General features: G+C 32.8%; 12 protein-coding genes. 5 read left to right on the top strand and 7 right to left on the bottom strand.

The window, feature by feature from the left end:
* Window positions 1-103: 103 nt before the first annotated feature.
* The gene (locus tag ACJ6WR_RS04210) at window positions 104-1,300 is read right to left on the bottom strand and encodes a pyridoxal phosphate-dependent aminotransferase (protein ID WP_039111139.1); all 1,197 of its coding nucleotides are present in this window, start codon (window positions 1,298-1,300) and stop codon (window positions 104-106) included.
* A 121-nt stretch (window positions 1,301-1,421) separates the two neighbouring features.
* Between ACJ6WR_RS04210 and ACJ6WR_RS04205 the strand changes: the two genes are divergently transcribed.
* The 4 genes from ACJ6WR_RS04205 (at window position 1,422) to ACJ6WR_RS04190 (ending at window position 8,628) form a co-directional block, all read left to right on the top strand.
* Complete coding sequence (locus ACJ6WR_RS04205) at window positions 1,422-2,744, top strand: aspartyl protease family protein (protein ID WP_409417142.1); 1,323 nt, start codon at window positions 1,422-1,424, stop codon at window positions 2,742-2,744.
* A gap of 151 nt (window positions 2,745-2,895) precedes the next feature.
* On the top strand, window positions 2,896-5,535 hold the full coding sequence (locus tag ACJ6WR_RS04200) for a gliding motility-associated C-terminal domain-containing protein (protein ID WP_409417141.1): 2,640 nt from the start codon (window positions 2,896-2,898) through the stop codon (window positions 5,533-5,535).
* Between the two features lie 23 nt (window positions 5,536-5,558).
* Window positions 5,559-6,494, top strand: a complete 936-nt coding sequence (locus ACJ6WR_RS04195; RefSeq protein ID WP_409417140.1) for a type IX secretion system membrane protein PorP/SprF — start codon at window positions 5,559-5,561, stop codon at window positions 6,492-6,494.
* 10 nt (window positions 6,495-6,504) lie between these two features.
* A complete protein-coding gene (locus ACJ6WR_RS04190) occupies window positions 6,505-8,628 on the top strand; it encodes an OmpA family protein (protein WP_409417139.1) in 2,124 nt (707 codons plus the stop codon).
* A 468-nt stretch (window positions 8,629-9,096) separates the two neighbouring features.
* On the opposite strand, the gene ACJ6WR_RS04185 is transcribed toward ACJ6WR_RS04190, so the two are convergent.
* On the bottom strand, window positions 9,097-9,480 hold the full coding sequence (locus tag ACJ6WR_RS04185; protein ID WP_035619044.1) for a DUF1573 domain-containing protein: 384 nt from the start codon (window positions 9,478-9,480) through the stop codon (window positions 9,097-9,099).
* Between the two features lie 240 nt (window positions 9,481-9,720).
* Here ACJ6WR_RS04185 and ACJ6WR_RS04180 point away from each other — a divergent pair, with 240 nt between their 5' ends.
* Window positions 9,721-12,354, top strand: a complete 2,634-nt coding sequence (locus tag ACJ6WR_RS04180; protein ID WP_409417138.1) for a valine--tRNA ligase — start codon at window positions 9,721-9,723, stop codon at window positions 12,352-12,354.
* 75 nt (window positions 12,355-12,429) lie between these two features.
* Here ACJ6WR_RS04180 and ACJ6WR_RS04175 read toward each other — a convergent pair whose 3' ends face one another.
* The 5 genes from ACJ6WR_RS04175 to ACJ6WR_RS04155 form a co-directional block, all read right to left on the bottom strand.
* A complete protein-coding gene (locus tag ACJ6WR_RS04175) occupies window positions 12,430-13,050 on the bottom strand; it encodes a GyrI-like domain-containing protein (RefSeq protein WP_409417137.1) in 621 nt (206 codons plus the stop codon).
* Window positions 13,051-13,119: 69 nt separating this feature from the next.
* Window positions 13,120-14,433: an APC family permease gene (locus ACJ6WR_RS04170; RefSeq protein ID WP_409417136.1), complete on the bottom strand. Its 1,314-nt coding sequence runs from the start codon at window positions 14,431-14,433 to the stop codon at window positions 13,120-13,122.
* A 316-nt stretch (window positions 14,434-14,749) separates the two neighbouring features.
* Entirely contained in the window at window positions 14,750-17,005 is a 2,256-nt protein-coding gene (locus ACJ6WR_RS04165) for a TonB-dependent siderophore receptor (RefSeq protein WP_409417135.1), read from the bottom strand.
* Between the two features lie 211 nt (window positions 17,006-17,216).
* On the bottom strand, window positions 17,217-17,939 hold the full coding sequence (locus ACJ6WR_RS04160) for a DUF4198 domain-containing protein (protein WP_409417134.1): 723 nt from the start codon (window positions 17,937-17,939) through the stop codon (window positions 17,217-17,219).
* A 46-nt stretch (window positions 17,940-17,985) separates the two neighbouring features.
* On the bottom strand, window positions 17,986-20,406 hold the full coding sequence (locus tag ACJ6WR_RS04155; protein ID WP_409417133.1) for a TonB-dependent siderophore receptor: 2,421 nt from the start codon (window positions 20,404-20,406) through the stop codon (window positions 17,986-17,988).
* Window positions 20,407-20,631: the final 225 nt, after the last annotated feature.

The raw sequence follows: 20,631 nt of genomic DNA, 5'->3' as shown, positions 1-20,631 counted from the left end.
TTAAGATTATGATTTAAATTTTGGATAAAAAAAAGCTAGGAATTCACAAATTAACATTGGCTAATTTGCGAATTCCTAGCTAAAGGATTTGAAGATTATTTTATTACTTCTTGTTATAAACTAAAAGCGCTTCTTTTAATATGTTTACAGCAGTAATTAAGTCTTTTTTATTTAAGACGTAAGCAATTCTTACCTGATTTAATCCCATTCCAGGAGTAGAATAAAATCCTGCGGCAGGAGCAACCATAACAGTTTCTCCATTTAAATCATAACTTTCTAAAAGCCATTGTGCAAAATCATCGGCATTTTCTATTGGTAATTGTGCGATGCAATAAAATGCTCCTTTTGGTTTTGTTACAATTACGCCATCAATTTTATTTAATTCGGTTATTAGAGTATCGCGACGACTTTTATATTCTGATATAACTTCATCAAAATAACTTTGTGGTGTGTCTATAGCAGCTTCACAGGCAATTTGTTCTATTGTTGGCGGACTCAAACGTGCCTGAGCAAATTTCATTACTGTTGCCAGAACATCTTTGTTCTTGGTAACCAAACAACCAATTCTTGCGCCACACATACTGTAGCGTTTGGAAACTGAATCGACCATAATTACATTTTGCTGTACATCTTCAAGATTCATTACTGAATAATGTACATCGTCTCCATCGTATAAAAACTCACGATAAACTTCATCGGCGATTAAATACAAATCGTGTTTTTTAATCAAAGTAGCCAATTGTTTAATTTCGGCTTCAGTATATAAATAACCTGTTGGATTACCAGGATTGCATATTAAAATTGCTTTAGTTTTAGGCGTAATTAATTTTTCGACAGTTTCAATGCTTGGTAAAGCAAAGCCGCTTTCGATTGTAGAAATTACAGGAACTACAGTTGCACTTGTTGATGATGCAAAAGCATGGTAATTAGCATAAAAAGGTTCTGGAATAATAATTTCATCACCAGGATCTGTTATCGTGGCCAGTGCAAACAATAAGGCTTCAGAACCACCTGTAGTAACAATGATGTCTTCTGAGTTAACGTTTACATTTTGGCGTTGGTAAAATTTTGCTAGTTTTTTTCTATAACTTTCATATCCCGCAGATGGACTGTATTCAATAATAGTTAAATCAATATTTTTTACCGCCTCGATGGCCACTTCGGGTGTCTTGATATCCGGTTGACCAATGTTTAGATGATACACTTTGTGTCCTTTTTGTTTTGCAAGATCTGCAAAAGGAGCAAGTTTACGTATCGGTGATTCGGGCATGTTTCTGCCTTTGTGTGAAATTGTTGGCATGTGTTTTATTATTGAAGTGCAAATTTGCATTTTTTTTTCGAATTTAACGTGAACAATATTAGCACATGCTTATTTGTATTAATTAACTAAAATTTTAGTATTTTTATAAGAAATACTCTTAATGAAAAGAAAAATTACTTTGTTTTTTTTGCAAATAGTCACCTTTACTGCATTTGCACAAGATGGATTTGTTATCGATGGACATACTAACAAGATTAGTATTCCCTTTAAATTAATAAATAATTTAATATTTGTACCTATAAAGGTAAATGGAGTCGAATTAAATTTTTTATTAGACTCTGGAGTTGATGACACTGTGCTTTTTAGTTTAGAAGATAAAAAGGAAGTAAATTTTTTTAATGTCGAAAAAATAAGGCTTAGAGGTTTAGGAGCCGAAGAAGCAATCGAAGGTTTAAAATCGACAAATAACACATTAGATATAAATGGTTTAAAATCGATAAATCATCTATTGTATATAATATTGGATCAGGATTTTAATTTGTCTTCTCATATAGGTATTCCTGTAAATGGTATTATAGGATATCAGTTTTTTAGAAATAATTTAGTTGAGATTAATTATCAGAAGAAAAAAATTATTGTCTTTAAATCGAATGAACAAAATCGAATTAAATTTGAGAAAAAATTCAAGTCTATTCCTATTACTATAGAGAAATCCAAACCATATCTTTATTCTACTGCAGTTATAGACAGTATTGAAACCCCTGCCAAACTTTTAATTGATATTGGGAATAGTGATGCTTTTTGGGTTTTTCAAAACTCAAGAATAAAAGTACCTAAGAAAAACTTTGAAGATTATTTAGGAAAAGGATTTAGTGGAGATATTGAGGGAAGGCGAGCCAGAGTTTCTTCGTTTTCTATTGGAGATTTTACTTTTAAGAATCCTATAATTGCTTTTCCAGATTCAAGTTCTATTCGTAATGTTAGGATGGTTCCAGATAGGATAGGTTCTGTAGGAGGGGAGATATTAAAAAGGTTTACATTGGTTTTTGACTATGCTGATAAAAAAATATACCTCAAGAAAAATAGAGATTTCTCTCATCCTTTTGCTTATAATAAAAGCGGAATTATAATTCAGCACAATGGCTTGCAATGGGTACAAGAAACTGTACATCTTGAAACTGTCCCTGTGATGGGAGATTCATTTGATTCTAAAGGAGAAAAAATGAGTAATGATTTTAGATATAAATTTCAATTAAAACCTGTTTTTGAAATAGCTAATATTCGAAAAAAATCTGCTGCTGAGCTTTCAGGTCTAAAAAGCGGAGATATTATTATTAGCATCAACGGAAATAAAGCCTATAAATACTCTTTGCAACAAGTAAATGCATTGCTAAAATCGGAAGATGATATTTGGATAAATTTAGAAGTTGAGAGAGAGAGTCAAATTTTTAAATTTCGTTTTAAATTAACAGATGAATTATAAGGTGCCTGGATTTTGACAATTGTTATTGTTGGATATTGACACTTAATGTGTTAAAATATATTGTTTTTAGGTGCTAAATTGCTAAATAAATATGTTTTTTTGGTGTTAAGGAATTGTTTTGTTAGTTTTATTAGAAATTTAATAATAATATATGGTCAAAAACTACCTTGTTGCATTAAAAATACTTTTATTTTTTATTGTTTTATTCTTATTACCATCCCAAAGTATTGCACAATGTGCAGGTATAGATACTGACGTAAAAATATGTGATATTGAGAATCCAGTACATGAATCAATTAATCTACTAGGATTATTAGATGGTAATCCAACTGCTGGAGGAAAATGGACAGATGATAGTAACACTCAAGAACTAGATACTATAACGGGTATTTTATATGCGCAAAATATTAGTAGGGGTGGTGTTTATCAGTTTACCTACACAGTTCCAGCTACTCCTGGATGTGTAAGTACTACAGCGAAATTAAGAATTACTATAGGGGCTTATGCAGGAGTACCAGCTCCTTATGCTACGCCATGTAGCGATAGAGAGACTTATAATCTTTTTGAAGCATTTAATGGTACCGTTATGGGGCCACATAAAAACGGAACCTGGACTAACGGTGCAGGTCAAATTGTTCCCTCTGGATTTCCGATTAAAGGATTACAAGGAACCTTTAAATTTACGTATACAGTACCTCCAGTACCCGGCTGTATATTACTAATACCATCAGTAACGGTATGGATAACGGTTGTTAGAGCACCCGAACCAGGAAACGCAAAGGATTTATTGTTGTGTGGAAGTACAGATTTAGCCACTTATACCAATTTTGATTTGCATGGTTTACTTGTTGGTCAAGATCCTGGAGGCGAATGGAGTGGTCCGGGGATAGTAGCGCCAGAGTATAAAGTCAATCTTCAGAAAATATTTGATACGCAGGGAGCAGGAGATTATGAGTATACTTATACCGTTTTAGCACCAACTCTTAATGGTCATAGGCCATGTTCTAATAAATCGGTATCAGCAGTAATTACACTCGAAAAAAGTTTAGATTTTACAGGAGCTACTCTTGTTGTTGATTCAGATATATGTGAGACCGAAATTGCCAGTGCGACTTATTTGGCAACACTTACAAGAGGACCAGAAGTTATTCCTAATGGTAAATATAAGATTACTTACACCATATCGGGGCCAACAGGGACATCAGTTACTACTGAATCAGTAATTTTTAATAACGGTGTAGTAACTTTTCCATTAGAGGCTGTTAATTTTCAAGAAGTTGGGGCTTTTAAAGTTGAAATTACGAGTATAGTTGCCGAATGGAACAAAGGCGTTTGTGAAAATATAGTGGATAATCTATCGGATATTTTAAACATTTTTCCAATTCCCAATTTAGATTTAGCAAAATTAAAAATTGACCCAATCTGTCAGAAAGAAAATGCTGTAGTACAGATTACCGGAGCTTCAAAACTTTTAAACGGAACTTATGATATTGTCTATAAGCTTAGTGGAGCCAATACTGCAAATGCCCAAGGAGCATCAATAACTGTTGTTAATGGAGTTGTGTCTGATTTTATAATTCCAGCAGCTTTAATTAGTAAAGATGGAAATACCTCTGTGGTAATTACAAAGATTACAAATAGCGTTACTAAATGTACTAATACAGCTAATGTTATAGGTAATATTGTGGTTAAGCCTTTGCCTAATGCAACTAATTTTAAGGTACAAATAGATGATTTCTGTTTAAATGAACCTGTCCCTGTTACTATTTCTGGATTAGGAACTTTAAAAGATATTGCAATTTCGTACACGATTTCGGGAAGTAATTCCGCAACGACGCAAACAATCAATTTATTAGTAACAAATGCAAAAGCGAGTTTTATAATTCCGCAAAATTTACTCCTTAATACAGGTACAACCAGACTTACAATTACAAAAGTTACCAATAATGAAACTACTTGCGGTATTGCACCTACAGGTTTATTAGATGATTTTTTAATAAATGCTATTCCTACTGCACCAACAACTAATTCCCAGTTTTTTTGTAAATCAGATGAAGCAACAGTTGCCAATTTAGTACCAAGCGGGACTCAATATAAATGGTATAATTCAGTCACGGCTACGACTCCTTTAGGAGCCTCAACCATATTGGTGTCGGGAAATTACTATGTTAAAGTAACGGCACCTGGAGGATGTGTATCACAAGAAAGTTTAAGTGTTGTTACTGTAAATGATACACCTGCACCAGTATTAATACCTAAAGGACAAGATTTTTGTGGAATAAATAACCCTACAATTGCAGATTTATCTAATAATACAAATGCTTCGGCTTCGGTAGTTTGGTATGATGCTCCAGATAATGGAAATCAGTTAACTAAAGTGACTTTATTAGAGGATAATGCAACTTATTATGGGTTTGATTTCTCGAGCACTACAAATTGTTTTTCTAATGATGTGCTGATAGCAAAAGTTTCACTTACAAATTGTACTAATGAAGAAGAGTATGCTGATTTCTTCATTCCCGACGGATTTTCGCCAAACGGAGATGGTACAAATGATACTTATACAATCCCAGATATAGACTTTTTATACCCCGATTATACCCTCGAAATTTATAACAGATATGGAAACTTAATGTTTACAGGTAATAAAAATAAACCAGAATGGGATGGTAAGAATTCCGATTCCAAAGTAATTGATGGAGTTGCACCAAATGGCGTTTATTTTTATGTTGTCCATTTCAATAAAGATAACAGATCGCCTTTACAAGGTCGTCTTTATTTAAATCGATAATTCCTATTTAATATAATTTTCAGATGAAAAAAATAATACTAATTATAAGTTTTCTTTTCTATGTCGTTCACGCTTTTGCGCAGCAAGATCCCGAATACACACATTATATGTATAATATGAGTATTGTAAATCCAGCCTATGCAACAGGAACACCAGCAATGCTAAATTTAGGAACTTTATATAGAACACAATGGGTAGGAGCAGTTGGCGCACCTAAAACATTTAACTTTTTTGCACATACTTCTTTAAGTGATAAAATAGAAGTGGGAGCCTCATTAATATCTGATGATATAGGTGATGGAGCCAAAAAAGAGAATAATTTCTATGCCGATTTTGCTTATATACTAGAGTTAGGAGGAAACAATAAACTTTCGTTAGGACTAAAAGCGGGATTAACTTCTTTGCAAACTAATTTTAATGGATTTCAACTTCAGAGTGGAGATGTTACTACCGATTTAGCTTTTGCTGAAAATGTAAATGTTACCAAACCTAATATAGGTTTAGGAGCTTATTATTTTACAGATAAATTTTATGTTGGATTATCTGCACCAAATTTATTGAAGTCCAAACATATCGAAGAGAAATCAGGAATAAATGCGTATGGTTCCGAAGATATTCATACGTTTTTAACTGCAGGATATGTATTTCAGCTTAGTGATGCGTTCAAACTAAAACCAGCTTTTATGTCAAAATTTGTGGTTGGAGCACCGGTTTCTGTAGATATTACTGCGAATGTTTTGTACAACGAACGATTTGAACTAGGTGCCGCTTACAGGATCGATGATGCAGTAAGTGTCTTGATGAATGTAAACGTTACCAAAGCAATTAGAGTAGGTTATGCTTATGATTATACCACAACCAATTTTGGACAGTTTAATTCTGGAACGCACGAGATTATGCTTCTTTTTGACTTAGATTTATTAGGCAAGGGATATGATAAATCACCAAGATTCTTTTAAAATGAAAAATATGAAAAAATTACTAGTTATTATATTCGTATTTTCAATACAGTTTATAAATGCTCAAGATCAAGATTTGGCTCGGGCAAAACGTTTCTTTGATAAAACATATTACAGCGAAGCTATTCCGTTGTACGAAAAAATAGTCTCCGAAAAGCCTTCGGCGGAAGCCATAAAAAACTTAGCCGATTCGTATTATTATACCAATGATTTAAAGAAAGCACAACAATATTATAGACTTCTGATTAAAAGTTATGATAAGGATTTAGATAGAAACTACTATTTTAAATATGCTCATACGCTTAAAGCGACCAATAGTTATGAAGAAGCAAATGAAGTTTTAAAACAATACTATTCTAAAAACAGTCAGGATTATTTAGACTTTGAAAATGCTACTAAAGAATTAGAGAATATTACGGCTATTGGAGAGAGATTTATTATTAAAAATCTAGCGATAAATACCAAAAACTCCGAGTTTGGAGCAGTAAAATATAAAGACAGTTTAGTTTTTGCAGCAGTAAAGAAGAGACCAGGAATATTTGATAAAATGTACAAATGGGATAATGAAACGTATCTTAATCTAGTTTCGGCATCTATAAACAAGATAAAAGCAGGAGATTCGATTGCGTATTATTTTGCAAAAGAATTAAAAACAGGAATGCACGAATCTAATGCTGTTTTTACAAAAGATGGTAAAACCATTTATTTTACACGAAATAATTATAAAAACGGACGAAGAGGAAAAAACGATGATAAAATTTCGAATCTTCAGATTTTTAGAGCTGAACTTGTAAAAGGAAAATGGAAAAATGTGATTTCACTTCCGTTTAACAGCGAAAATTATTCAGTAGAACATCCCGCTTTAAGTCCTGATGAAAAGACATTGTATTTTGCTTCGGATATGCCTGGAACATTAGGTTCATTTGATATATTTTCGGTAGCAATAAACGAAGGTGCGTATGGTAATCCTCAAAATTTAGGCGCATTAATTAATACCGATAAAAGAGAACAGTTTCCGTTTGCATCAAAAGATAATAAACTCTATTTCTCCTCCGATGGGCATTTAGGCTATGGTTCACTCGATGTTTTTGTATCCGAGATTAAAGAGAGAACATTTACAAAACCCTTGAATGTAGGTTTGCCATTAAATTCAAATTTGGATGATTTCTCCTTTAATATAGATTCAGATACCAAAGAAGGATATTTTGCCTCGAACAGAGTAGGAGGAAAAGGGAGTGATGATATCTACCAATTAAACGAAATTAAACCATTGCTGATTGAAGATTGCAAGCAACTTATTGCAGGGATAATTACTGATATTGATACAAAATTGCCACTAGAAAATGCGGTGGTTATACTTCAGCAGGAAGAAAGCAAACAATTGCGTACGATTGTAACGGCTGCCGATGGAAAGTTTAATTTTAAAGTAGCTTGTGAGTTAGCCTATACAATTTCGGCATCGAAAGAAAATTATACGAGTAATTCCAGAATCTTAGTTCTTGATAAAACAAGAGGAAAAAGTAACGATGCATCGATGGCGCTTAAATCTCTTGAGGTCATAAAACAAGAAGAAAAAGAACTTGAAGAGCAGAAAAAACAAAAAGAAGCTCTAGAGTTGGTAGCTTTAAAAGCAAAAGAGGCAAAAACTAAAGCAAATGAATTAGCACAAGCTGAAATCAAGAAAAAAGAGAAGGCAGAGAAAGCTATTACAGATCAAAAAGAAAAAGTAGAGAAGATTATTGCACAGGAAAAAGATGTTATAAGAGATAAAGACAGATTAATTATCAAGACCGATCCTATTTATTTTGATTACGATTTATGGTATATAAGAAAAGAATCTAAAGTTATCTTAAACAGAGTTTTAGAATTAATGAAGAAATATCCTGATATGGTCATCGAAATAGGTTCTCATACCGATTCCAGAGGTAATGATAAGTATAATGCCGATTTATCTCAAAAACGAGCGCAATCAACCAAAGAATATCTGGTAGACTCCGGGATTGATACAAAGAGAATTGTTGCCAAAGGTTATGGAGAATCTGTGCCGATTATAAAATGTAAAACCGATGATGCTTGTAACGAAGAACAACATGAGTTAAACCGTCGAAGCGAATTTGTGATTAAGAATTTATAAGAATTATTTATTTGGTGGGGAAATTAACAGCAAAGTTAGCAAAGGTTTACGCGAAGCTCGCAAGGTTTTAAATCAGTTTAATCTTTTAATCTGTGGCTAAGAAATTAACCGCAAAGGGCGCAAGGGTTTACGCAAAGTTGGAAAATCCTTTTAATCTCTTTAATCTGTGGCAAAAATTTTAACCGTAAAGGTTCAAAAGAAGGCTCTTAGGTTTTGAGGTACAAAGTGACAAAGGTTTGGTTTGCGCGTAAAAGGGAACGCGGATGATACGGATTCGCTATCGCGAAAACACAGATAAAAACGGATTTTCTATCTATTGTTTTTAAAAATCTGTTTTATCAGCGTCTTTACTTTAGTAAATCCGTATCATCCGCGTTCCTTTGTAGCCAATTCGTGCCAAACTAAAAAAAAAATCGCTTCCTAAATTTTAGGAAGCGATTTGTATTTATAAGAAGTTTGATTTGAACGTTAGTTCGCTACTTCTCCTCTAATTTTTAAAGCTACACGACCCTCAGGGTAATTTACTGCATTAGTTTCTACAGTAATTGTTTTTCTTATTGGCCCTGGAGCCATATTAAATTTAACTTCAATTTTTCCTGATTTTCCAGGCATAATTGCCGCACTTGGTTTAGATACAATACTAATACCTGCTGTAGACTGTACTGATGTAATCATTAATGGTGCATCTCCAGAGTTAGTAAATTCAAAGGCTTTGGCCCCGTTATCACCTTTACTTACTGTACCATAATCAATCGTATTGTCCTTGGCAGCAAAATCAATTTTTGGGCCGTTTTGAGCAAGACCGATGGTTGTTACCATAAGGATTGCTATAAATGAGGCTGCTTTCTTCATTTGAAATTGTTTTAAGTTATTAAGTAAATATACTTTCTTTTAATTAATACACAAATTATTAATTCGCTTTTTATAGTGTACTTAATTATTTACTTTTGTTCTCTATTATAAATACAAAAATCAAACCAAAGTATAAAAGGGTTATTTGTTAAGCTGCCTGATCGGTTATTTTGCTGAGGTAAAAACGATTAGACAATTTAGTAATTAAACAAATTAACGATAAAACATATCCAAGATAAAATGACAATTCCAGCACAATTTGACGCTAAAACAATCGAGAACAAATGGTATGACTATTGGATGAAAAATAATTATTTTCATTCAGAGCCAGATCATAGAACACCTTATACTATTGTAATCCCTCCACCTAACGTTACAGGAGTCTTACACATGGGGCATATGCTTAACAATACCATTCAGGATGTATTGATAAGAAGAGCACGTCTTAAAGGATTCAATGCTTGTTGGGTACCAGGAACAGACCATGCATCGATTGCTACTGAAGCTAAAGTTGTTGCTAAATTAAAAGCCGAAGGAATCAATAAAAATGATTTGACTCGTGAAGAATTCTTGGCTCACGCTTGGGAATGGACAGATAAATATGGTGGTGTAATCTTAGATCAGTTAAAAAAACTAGGAGCTTCTTGCGACTGGGAAAGAACTAAGTTTACTATGGATCCAGATATGTCAGCATCTGTAATTAAATCATTTGTTGATTTATATAACAAAGGATTAATTTATAGAGGATACCGTATGGTAAACTGGGATCCTGAGGCAAAAACAACTTTATCTGATGAAGAAGTTATTTATGAAGAGCAACAAGGAAAATTATTTTTCCTTAAATATAAAATAGAAGGAACTGAGGAATTTTTGACCGTTGCCACAACGCGCCCAGAAACTATTTTTGGAGATACTGCCATTTGTATCAACCCAAATGATGAGCGTTTTACACATTTAAAAGGTAAAAAAGCTATTATTCCTATCTCTGGAAGAGTTATTCCTATTATTGAGGACGAATATGTAGATGTAGAGTTCGGAACAGGATGTCTTAAAGTTACTCCTGCACACGATATGAATGATAAAACGTTAGGAGAGAAACACAATCTGGAAATTGTAGACATCTTTAATGAAGATGCTACACTTAATAGTTTCGGATTGCATTATCAAGGAAAAGATCGTTTTGTAGTTCGTACTGAGGTTGCAAAAGAATTAGAAGAAATTGGTGCTTTGGCGAAAACTGAGATACACCTTAATAAAGTAGGAACTTCTGAAAGAACCAAAGCGGTTATCGAACCAAGATTATCAGATCAATGGTTTCTTAAAATGGAAGATTTAGTAAAACCAGCAATTAAATCTGTTTTAGTTGATGGTGATATTAAATTACACCCAAAACGTTTTGAAAATACCTACGCGCATTGGTTAAATAATATTCGCGATTGGAATATCTCTCGTCAGTTATGGTGGGGACAACAAATTCCAGCTTATTTTTATGGAGACGGAAAAGAAGATTTTGTTGTTGCAGAAAACATTGAGGACGCTTTAAAATTAGCTCAGGAAAAAACATCTAACAATTCACTAAAAACATCTGACTTAAAACAGGATGTTGACGCACTAGATACTTGGTTCTCCTCTTGGTTATGGCCAATGTCGGTTTTTGGTGGAATAATGGATCCGGAAAGCGAAGATTTTAAATATTATTATCCAACAAATGACTTGGTTACAGGTCCGGATATTTTGTTTTTCTGGGTTGCCAGAATGATTATTGCAGGGTATGAATATGCAGGCGAAAAGCCATTTACAAATGTATATTTAACAGGTTTAGTACGTGATAAGCAACGTCGTAAAATGTCTAAATCATTAGGTAATTCACCTGATCCTTTAGATTTAATAGATACATTTGGTGCTGATGGAGTTCGTGTAGGATTACTTTTAAGTGCTTCTGCAGGAAATGATATCATGTTTGATGAAGAATTATGTAATCAAGGAAAAGGATTCTCTAATAAAATATGGAATGCCTTTAAATTGATCAAAGGATGGGAAGTTTCGGATACTATTCCGCAACCAGAATCATCAAAAGTAGCAATCGAATGGTATGAAGCTAAATTGCAACAAACATTGGTTGACATTGAAGATAATTTTGAAAAATACAGAATTTCAGATGCTTTAATGGGAATTTATAAATTGGTTTGGGATGATTTCTGTTCATGGTTCCTTGAAATGATTAAGCCAGCTTACCAACAACCTATTGACAGTGCTACTTTTGCGAAAGCAATAGAAATGTTAGAAAGTAACTTGAAATTGTTACACCCGTTTATGCCTTTCTTAACAGAGGAAATTTGGCATATAATTGCCGATAGAACTCCAGAAGAAGCTTTAATTGTTTCGACTTGGCCAGAATTGAAACCTTTTGATGCTAAATTAATTGCTGATTTTGAAAACACAAGCGAGGTAATTTCTGGAATAAGAACAATCCGTAAAGACAAGAATATTCCGTTTAAAGATGTTATTGAATTAAAGGTTGTAAACAACGATAAAGCTTCTACTTATTTTGATTCGGTTGTAACCAAATTAGGAAACATTACTTCATTAGAATATGTTTCGGATAAAGTAGATGGAGCATTATCTTTTAGAGTAAAATCGAATGAATATTTTATTCCGATAACAGGAAATATTAATGTTGAAGAAGAAATTGCAAAACTTACTGCAGAGTTAGTTTATACACAAGGATTCTTAAAATCGGTTCAGTCTAAATTGGCAAATGAGAAATTTGTTGCAGGTGCGCCAGAGAAAGTTTTGGCAAACGAAAAACAAAAGGAAGCAGATGCATTAGCAAAAATTGCTACAATTGAGCAAAGTATTGCTGGTTTGAAATAAGAACTAGATTTTCTTTTAAAAATAAAAAATCCCAGTACTAGTTTTAGTATTGGGATTTTTGCATTTAAGGAGGCTTTATTTTACAGGTTCTCTTAGTATTGTTCTCAATTTTTCAGGAGGTGTTTTTCGGAAATCCGATAAATAGATTTCATGATGCATTCCGTTTTTCTGCAAATTATTTTCCTTAGAAAATTCCTGAATTTGTTTAAGAGTTTCGGGCTCATTAGCAAAAGGTCCAATATGAAGAATTTGTATTACTTTGCCTTCAGTCATTTCATAAAATTCAATTGTACTTGCTAGTTTTATTTGTTTTTTGATGGCAATATCAATAGCAGTTTCAACTTGTTCTTTGGTGACAAAATCTGGCATTCTAATCATGATTCTGTAATTCCATTCGCTTCTTGGGATTTTTAATGGTGCTTCATCAATAGATACGTTATTGTATTTTTCTTCATCAAAACTCCATAAAGCTTCAAGTTTAGGAACAACAAAGTCATTGTTTAATGCTTTGCACATAAACTTTATCGCATAAGCTGTTGGATACAACGCCTGGATATTATTTGCAAAAGCTTCTCCAGAAGGATCGCCTTTACCTACAATTGATAAATAATGTGCTTTTTCAATATGAATTATTTGTGGCTTAGTTTTGGCAGTATAATATACCTTATCTGTTTTTGTTAAATCTAATTTATTCATTTTTTGTATGTTTAGATTACAAAGTAAATTACATCTGGTGACAACCCTATGTCATCAGTAATTCAGTTTTTACTTCTTTCTGGTTAAAACCAAAAATAAAGGATAAGAAATCAAGGTGATACCAACTATAATTATAAAGCTTTTAGGATCGCTATATATAAATCCTATTAATAGTGCTAACGATACCAAAATAGCCAAAATAGTAGTCCATGGATACCAAAAAGAACGATAAGTTCTTGGTAAATCAGGTTCTGAAATTCTTAGTTTAAGAAGCGAAAAATAGGCTAATCCCCAAACAATAATAGAGGTGAAGGCTGCAAAGGAAAATAAGACTTCAAACGAGCCGATACAAATTAAGAATAAACTAAATAATGAGGAAACCAAAAGAGCAACAATTGGAGTTCCACCTTTGTTTACCGCTGTTCCTTTTTTGATAAAAAAGCCATCACGACTTAATCCGTATAAAATTCTTGGCGGTATCATCATAAATGCATTCAGGATACTAATCAGAGAAAAAATAGAAATGACTGTGACTATTATAGCACCATTTTTTCCGAAGATAATATTTGCTACATCGGCAGCAACCAAATTAGATTTTGCGACAGTTTCAAGTGGTAAAACATGTAAAAAAGCAATGTTTACTAAAACATAAATAGCAATTACAAGCAGTACGCCGCTAAATAATGATTTCGGAATGTTTTTACTTGGATCATCATTTTCTTCTGCAAAAAAGCAAACGCTATTCCAGCCGTTATATGTTCCGATAATAAGCTGAAGTGATTTAAATAATCCAAATAAAATACCAATCTGAAAGATGGAATTATCTTTTTGAATCGGAGCTAATTTTACTCCCGAATACATAAAACAAGCAACTACTAAGGCAACAAAGCAAATTACTTTAATGAAGCTGGTAATTTGTTGGATAATACTCCCATTTTTTACACCACTTAAATGTAATAATACAAATGCTATTAATAGTGAGATGGCAATTGTTGTTGAGTAGTTTTGCAGACTTGGAAACAAGATGATGATATATTCACTGATAACAATGCAGTAAAAAGCAGGCGGAATTACATTGGTAATATAATCAAACCAACCCGAGAGAAAACCTGCATAGTTGCCAAAAGCTCTTTTTATATAATTATAGGATCCTCCAGCTTTAGGAAGCATAGTAGCTAGTTCGGCATAGGAATTGGCTCCAATTAAGACAAACAATCCACCAAAAAGCCAAGATGCAATAATGAGCCAGTAATTATCTAATAATCCCGCAATTGTACCCGGTGTGCGTAAAATTCCAACTCCTATAGTACCTCCAATTAATACCGCAATGTTAAAACTTAGCCCTAGACTTTTTTTTAATTGGTTCTTTTTGGAGTCTATCATATTTAGAATTTTTGTCGGATGTTGAGGTTCGGATTATTTGCTTGGCAAAAGTAATACAATTAATGTACTTTTCTTTGAAACAAAAAACCTCGTTTAATAATAAACAAGGTTTGATTTTTATAATAACGAATAGGGATTAAGCTAGTAAAAACAAGAATGTAAGCAGAAAAAACGTTCGATGCTAGTTTCTAATTTCTGAGTTTAAAGCTAACCTTGGTTGAATATTTATATTTGACTAAAATTAAAAACCTTTTTCTGATTTTCATTAAATGAAAATTTCAGAAAAAGGCTTTTATTAAGAGAAACGAAATGTTTCTTAGAATTTATATCTTAAGCTTGTCATTACTTGACGAGGTGCAATTGGATTCACACTATAATTCTCGTGAACTGTATAGTTTAACTCATTTGTTATGTTTGATAATTTACATAAGATTGAGAATTTGTTCCATTCGTAACCTGCTGATACGTCAATTGTAGTATATCCTTTTAAAGGAATTTCTCTGTCGTTGATTGTAAGTATTTTGGCTGTAGAGTCATTTGGGTCAACAACTTCAACATATTGGCTATTCCAACCACCAATTCTATCTCCGATGTAATTTCCGATTGCTCCAATAGAAACACCTTTTAACAAGCCAGTTTGTAATGTATAGAAAAAGCTTAAGTTAGCAGTATTTGCTGGAGTTCTTGCCAAACGGTCTCCTTCTACAAAACTTCCAGGTTTTCCAGATGTTTTGGTATAACGCATGTCATTATAGCTATAACCAGCGATGATGCTTAAACCGTCAACAGGTCTTGCTGTAATATCAATCTCTATACCTTTACTTTTTGTTTCTCCACTTAACACTTTTAGGTTAGCATTTGTGTTAGGTGTACCATCAAGATTTAGCTCAGCAGTCTGAACTAAATTATCATTTGTGATTTGGTAAACAGTAATGTTTGTACTTAATGCTCCGTTCCAAAAATCCTTTTTCACACCAACTTCATATTGATCAATAATTGAAGGATCTAGAGGTTCGTTATTATATGTAAATCCTATATTTGGAGTAAATGAGCTTGAGTAACTTGCAAATAAAGACATGTCTTTAGTAGGCTGATAAATTAATCCCACTTTTGGAGAGAATGCTTGATCAGTCAAAGGAGCAACTTCTGGTAAAGTTTCAAGTTGCTTAGTTTTTACATTAAGTTGTTGCGTTTCGGCTTTTGCTTCTTGCCAAGACCAACGTAATCCTGCTAAAACTTTGAACTGTTCTGTGATTGAAATTAAATCCTGGAAATAAATACCAAAACGATTTGTATCTGTTTTTACAATCTTTGTGATATCTGCATTTGGGATGTCAGTCCTCTCTTGGTCGTAATTGAAGTTAAAAATATTTATCTTATCATAGATTGCAGGATTAAAAGCATATGTAAATGCTTGTGTATATGAATTCTCTAAATCAACTCCTGTAAATAATTGATGTTTTACTCTTCCAGTATTGAAAGTTCCTTGTAAACTAAATTGCTCACCAATTATTTGTTCTAAAGCTTTATTTTGTCCTAATGGTCTGTTCCAGTCACCATAAACGTAATTAGGTATTTTAGGATCAATTGAGACACGTTCAGTCCCTTTAGATTTTCTGTCAAAATTCTGGAATGAAGTATTGAAATTGAATTTCCAATTGTCATTAAAATTATGATTTAATAATGCCGAAATAGTAGTTTGTTGTGTCGTTCCATTAGACCACAATGCGCCTAAATATTTATTACGAGGTACATCAGCAATATCTTTATCTATTGCACCTGTTCCAAAATCTGGAGTCCAATCATCATGCAAATAATCTCCTTGTAATGTAATGTCTGTTTTATTACTTATTTTAAATAAGAAAGAGGGATTGATGTAATAACGTTCTCTTTTTACTATATCTCTAAAGCTTTCTGAATTTTCGTAAGAACCAGTAAATCTATAGGCAACAACATCACTTAAAGGGCCATAAAAATCAACTGTTGGTTTGTAAAATGAGTAGCTTCCCATTTGAATAGATACTTCTCCACCACTTTTAAAAGAAGGTGCTTTGGTAACCATGTTTAAGATTCCCCCTGGATTAACATTTCCAAATAATAAAGCCGAGCCTCCTTTTAAGACTTCTACTTTTTCAAGAGAAGAAACTTCAGGCATAACTCCACTGTTTACGCGGAATCCGTTTTTAAACATATTATTTGTAGACATATCGTAACCTCTAGAGAAAAAAGATTCCTGAGCACCACCACGAGCTGATCCTACATAAACTCCATTTACATTTTTTATTACATCGCTTAATCTAATAGCTTGTTGTTGTTCGATTACTACATTGTCTATTACTTGTACACTTTGTGGAAGATCCATAACTTTGATGCCTGAACGTACTGCAGTTACGGGTTTTCTTTGTTTATTGGCTGTAATTACAACTTCGTTAAGAATTTCTCCTTTTTTGTTTTTTACAGTATCAGTAATTGCTGTGGCTGTATCACGATTTTCGACTGTGTTTGCTCTCCCTTGTGCAAAACCTGTTAGACCGAATAATAAGCCTAGAGTAGGCAATAAAATATGTTTCATGTTTGTTTATTTGGAATAAAAAAAAATAACGCCGCAAAAGTAATGTCTATGATTGAATAATCAAAGCTTATTTAGATTAATTACGCATAGTTTTTAACAAATTTTTAAGGTTTGGTTTAGCGTATAAATAACAAAACCCTGTTTATACAAACAAGGTTTTGCTTTTTTTATATAAAAAGATGCTATAAAAATTCCTTTTTAAGGAATTAAGTTATTTAACTTCAATTGAGTAAGTTGCCATTTTCCAGATTTCGTCATACTTTTTTCCATTATGTTCACCAGCACTTTTTTCTGTGTGAGCAAATTCTACCATATATTGTCCAGACCAAATAGGAGTAAATTCAAATTGTCCTTTTTCGTCAGTATATAATTCTTTTTCCCAACCGTTTGGAGCAATTACTTTAATTTTTTGTTTTTTGGCAGCAGCACCTTCATATAATGCAAATCCAGATATTTTTACATTTTTCTTAGCTACATCAACACTTTCAGAAAACACACCGATTGTATTTTTGTTTGCTGTAGCATTATTACCTGCAGTTTTGTTCCCAACAACAACATTGGCGCTAGAGTTATAATCTAATTTCATTGTGCCGTATACATCCTTTACAGTATGTTGCATTACTACTGTATAAACTCCATCTTCCTCTGGAGTAAAAAAAGCTTGGTATTTTTTCTCTAAAGCTGTTGGAGTTAATTTGATTTCTTTTTTAGATGGGCTTATTAATACTAAAGAGAAATCTTTTAAATCAGAAAACCATTTTGCAGCAGGAGTAATATCATTATCTGAGAATTCGCCAAAGTATATTGAAATTTCTTGTGGTTTTCCTTTTGTACCAGTTGCTTTGGTTTCTATCCAAAGAGCGTGAGCAAATAATTGTGGGCTTAGTATAAGAGTTAATAATACTAATAGCGTTTTTAAAGAGCTTAATTTCATGATGTAAAATATTTAAGTTAATTTTTGTTTTTAATTTTTATGGTGATTAAAATTTATATGCAACAGTTAAACGTGCATTAGTTCCTGCTTCGGTTTGCCAATCATAGTAACCGTTATAGATTCCTCCTGAATATAGATATTTGTTTAAAATATTGTTTACTATTACGTTAAAAGAGATTTTTCCTTTTTGGTAAGTAACACCACCATCTAAACGGAAATAATCTGGTAAGTTTTGTTGAGAACTATTAGATACAAACCAAGGAGATCTGTCTATTTGATATTGGTATCCTAATGAAAGTCCAAAACCATTTAATACGCCGTGATCCATTTTATAGTTAATCCAAGTGTTTTGGATGTGTTTTGATGTACCTGGAACTTGTGTACCTACTAAAGCGGGGTCTGAATCTTGAGTAACTTTTGCTTGAGTAAAGGCATAATTGATAACTACATCTACATTACGAATAATTTGCCCTCTAATATCAAGGTCAAATCCTTTTACTTTTTGTTGTCCGCTTTGTCTGCTATACTGTTTAGCACTAGTCGAATGTTCAGGATCTGCAGTTAGTACATTATTTTTAGTGATTTGGTAAGCCGAGATTACAGAATTCCATTTTCCATTTAACCAATCTCTTTTTAATCCTAACTCTATGTTTGTCCCTGTTTGAGGGTCAAAACTATTCCCTTGCCAGTCGGTTCCGTAGTTTTCGGTAAAAGCTTCATCTCTTACAAAGTAAGCGGCAGTATTTTTATCTATAGAATAACTAATTCCTAAACGTGGAGTAAATTTACTATCTTTAAAAGAACCTGTATAAGCAGTTGAAGTTTTTAAAGTTGTATAACGCCCTGCAACTGTTACACGAAGTTTATCTTCAAACATTCCAAGTTCGTCTTGAACATAAAATCCTGTGTATCCATTTTGGTATTGAACACCTCTTTCTCTGATATCTTTGCTTCTGTTGAATTTAGGCATTTTATCTGCAGGAACATTTCCATGTATTGGGTTGTAAATATCAAAAGGAACAATATTACCATCGGCATCATAACCATCAAGATCCGCAGATTGGCTCCAGTCATGATAATATAATTTATCGCTCATGTCTAGCCCACCTAATATTTTGTGGTTTATAGGCCCAGTTTTTACTTCGCCATTTACAAACATTTGTCCCGTTTTGGTTATTCCTAAAACATCCCATATTGAAACTTTACGATGTAAAATTCCACTTTTAACGCCTAGGCTAGGATCTGGATCGAATGCATTCCAGGCTGGCCACATCGACATTCCTTCTTGCTTGTAATTAAAATAAGCACCTTGAGCTGTAAATTTCCAATTTTGATCAAGTTTATGTTCTAAAATAGCCAAAATGCTTTTGTCATTCATGTTGGTTGGGTCAAAATTAGGTTCTCCAGTTGTGAAACTCCTAGGCAATTCGGCAAACTGTTTATTAGAGAAAACATAGTTAGAACCAATTATATTTACTTGCGAGAATTGTTGGGTATATTCTAAAGTAATAGATGTTTTATCGTCAACAAGATATTTTAATACAGGCGCAATAGAGTAGCGGTTGTTGTAATCATAATCACGGTGACTTTCTTTCATTTGTCCCATTACATTGATTCGATACAATAATTTCCCATCCTTAGATAATTTCCCATCAAGATCAAGAGTTCCTCTATACATATCAAAGCTTCCCAAAGTAAGATTCATTTCTCCTTTTGTACGTCCGCTTGGTTTTTTGGTAACCACATTATAAAATCCGCTTGGGTTTCCGTTAGCCATCATAAATCCAGCCGGTCCTTTTACAAATTCAATACGTTCTACCATACTCATATCTTCAGTAAGAGGTCCCCAATCGGTACTTACGTTCATACCATTTCTAAAAGCAGCAACCTGGCTACCTCTCATCATGATATTGGCATAAGTGTCCCAATGTTCTACTCTTGTTACACCACTTACATTACGAGTAACTCCTTCGAGCATATCATAAATTTGTTGGTCTTGAATTAATTTTCCAGTAATAACCTGAATGTTTTGCGGGATTTCTATAATTGCCGATTGTAAGCGAAGTGATGATGAAACCCTGTTAGTTTTAAAAGCACTTTTATTACTTAAAACTACAACTTGGTTTAGCTCCGTATTAGATAAAGTAAGTTGAACATTTGTAGTAATCGTTTCTCCAGTAGCAACAGTAACTTCTTGCTCAACATCATTATATCCTACCAAGGTTATAATTAATGTTTGTGTTCCTACAGGTACCTTTTTTATTTCGAAAACACCATCATTATCTGCGATAGTTGCTTTGTTTACTCCTTTAATAGAGATAGATACTCCTTCGGCAGGTTTGTTATCGTTTGTAAGGACTTTTCCTTTGATATTACCAGATTCCTGAGCAGAAACGGCTGTTATTGCAAAGAAAAATAAAACTACAATTAATAATATTTTAGTTATTTGTTGGTTTAGATATTTCATTATTTAAAATATAAAATTTGGTTTTAGGTTTAAATTGTGTTTGGTTTTTGAAATATGCAGCAAATGTAAAATTTAATATTTGTTTAACAATGCTTATTTAGACTAATTATTAATAATATTTTGAAATATTTGTATAAAAATTTTAATGTTGAATTAAAAAAATAGGCGAATTATATTTTTATTTATGAGGTAGTTACTTCTTTTACTTTCAGTAAGCAATGGGAT

The sequence above is a fragment of the Flavobacterium sp. PS2 genome (assembly GCF_046250155.1).
Classification (GTDB): domain Bacteria; phylum Bacteroidota; class Bacteroidia; order Flavobacteriales; family Flavobacteriaceae; genus Flavobacterium.
Note: the sequence above shows the minus strand (reverse complement) of the source record. Positions and strands in the feature narration are given on the sequence as shown.

Bases quoted from the DNA above. Each gene is read 5' to 3' on its own strand.
- ACJ6WR_RS04175 (WP_409417137.1), bottom strand. From the start codon at position 13,050: ATGAATAAATTAGATTTAACAAAAACAGATAAGGTATATTATACTGCC.
- ACJ6WR_RS04155 (WP_409417133.1), bottom strand. From the start codon at position 20,406: ATGAAATATCTAAACCAACAAATAACTAAAATATTATTAATTGTAGTT.
- ACJ6WR_RS04180 (WP_409417138.1), top strand. From the start codon at position 9,721: ATGACAATTCCAGCACAATTTGACGCTAAAACAATCGAGAACAAATGG.
- ACJ6WR_RS04165 (WP_409417135.1), bottom strand. From the start codon at position 17,005: ATGAAACATATTTTATTGCCTACTCTAGGCTTATTATTCGGTCTAACA.
- ACJ6WR_RS04200 (WP_409417141.1), top strand. From the start codon at position 2,896: ATGGTCAAAAACTACCTTGTTGCATTAAAAATACTTTTATTTTTTATT.
- ACJ6WR_RS04185 (WP_035619044.1), bottom strand. From the start codon at position 9,480: ATGAAGAAAGCAGCCTCATTTATAGCAATCCTTATGGTAACAACCATC.
- ACJ6WR_RS04190 (WP_409417139.1), top strand. From the start codon at position 6,505: ATGAAAAAATTACTAGTTATTATATTCGTATTTTCAATACAGTTTATA.
- ACJ6WR_RS04210 (WP_039111139.1), bottom strand. From the start codon at position 1,300: ATGCCAACAATTTCACACAAAGGCAGAAACATGCCCGAATCACCGATA.
- ACJ6WR_RS04160 (WP_409417134.1), bottom strand. From the start codon at position 17,939: ATGAAATTAAGCTCTTTAAAAACGCTATTAGTATTATTAACTCTTATA.
- ACJ6WR_RS04195 (WP_409417140.1), top strand. From the start codon at position 5,559: ATGAAAAAAATAATACTAATTATAAGTTTTCTTTTCTATGTCGTTCAC.
- ACJ6WR_RS04170 (WP_409417136.1), bottom strand. From the start codon at position 14,433: ATGATAGACTCCAAAAAGAACCAATTAAAAAAAAGTCTAGGGCTAAGT.
- ACJ6WR_RS04205 (WP_409417142.1), top strand. From the start codon at position 1,422: ATGAAAAGAAAAATTACTTTGTTTTTTTTGCAAATAGTCACCTTTACT.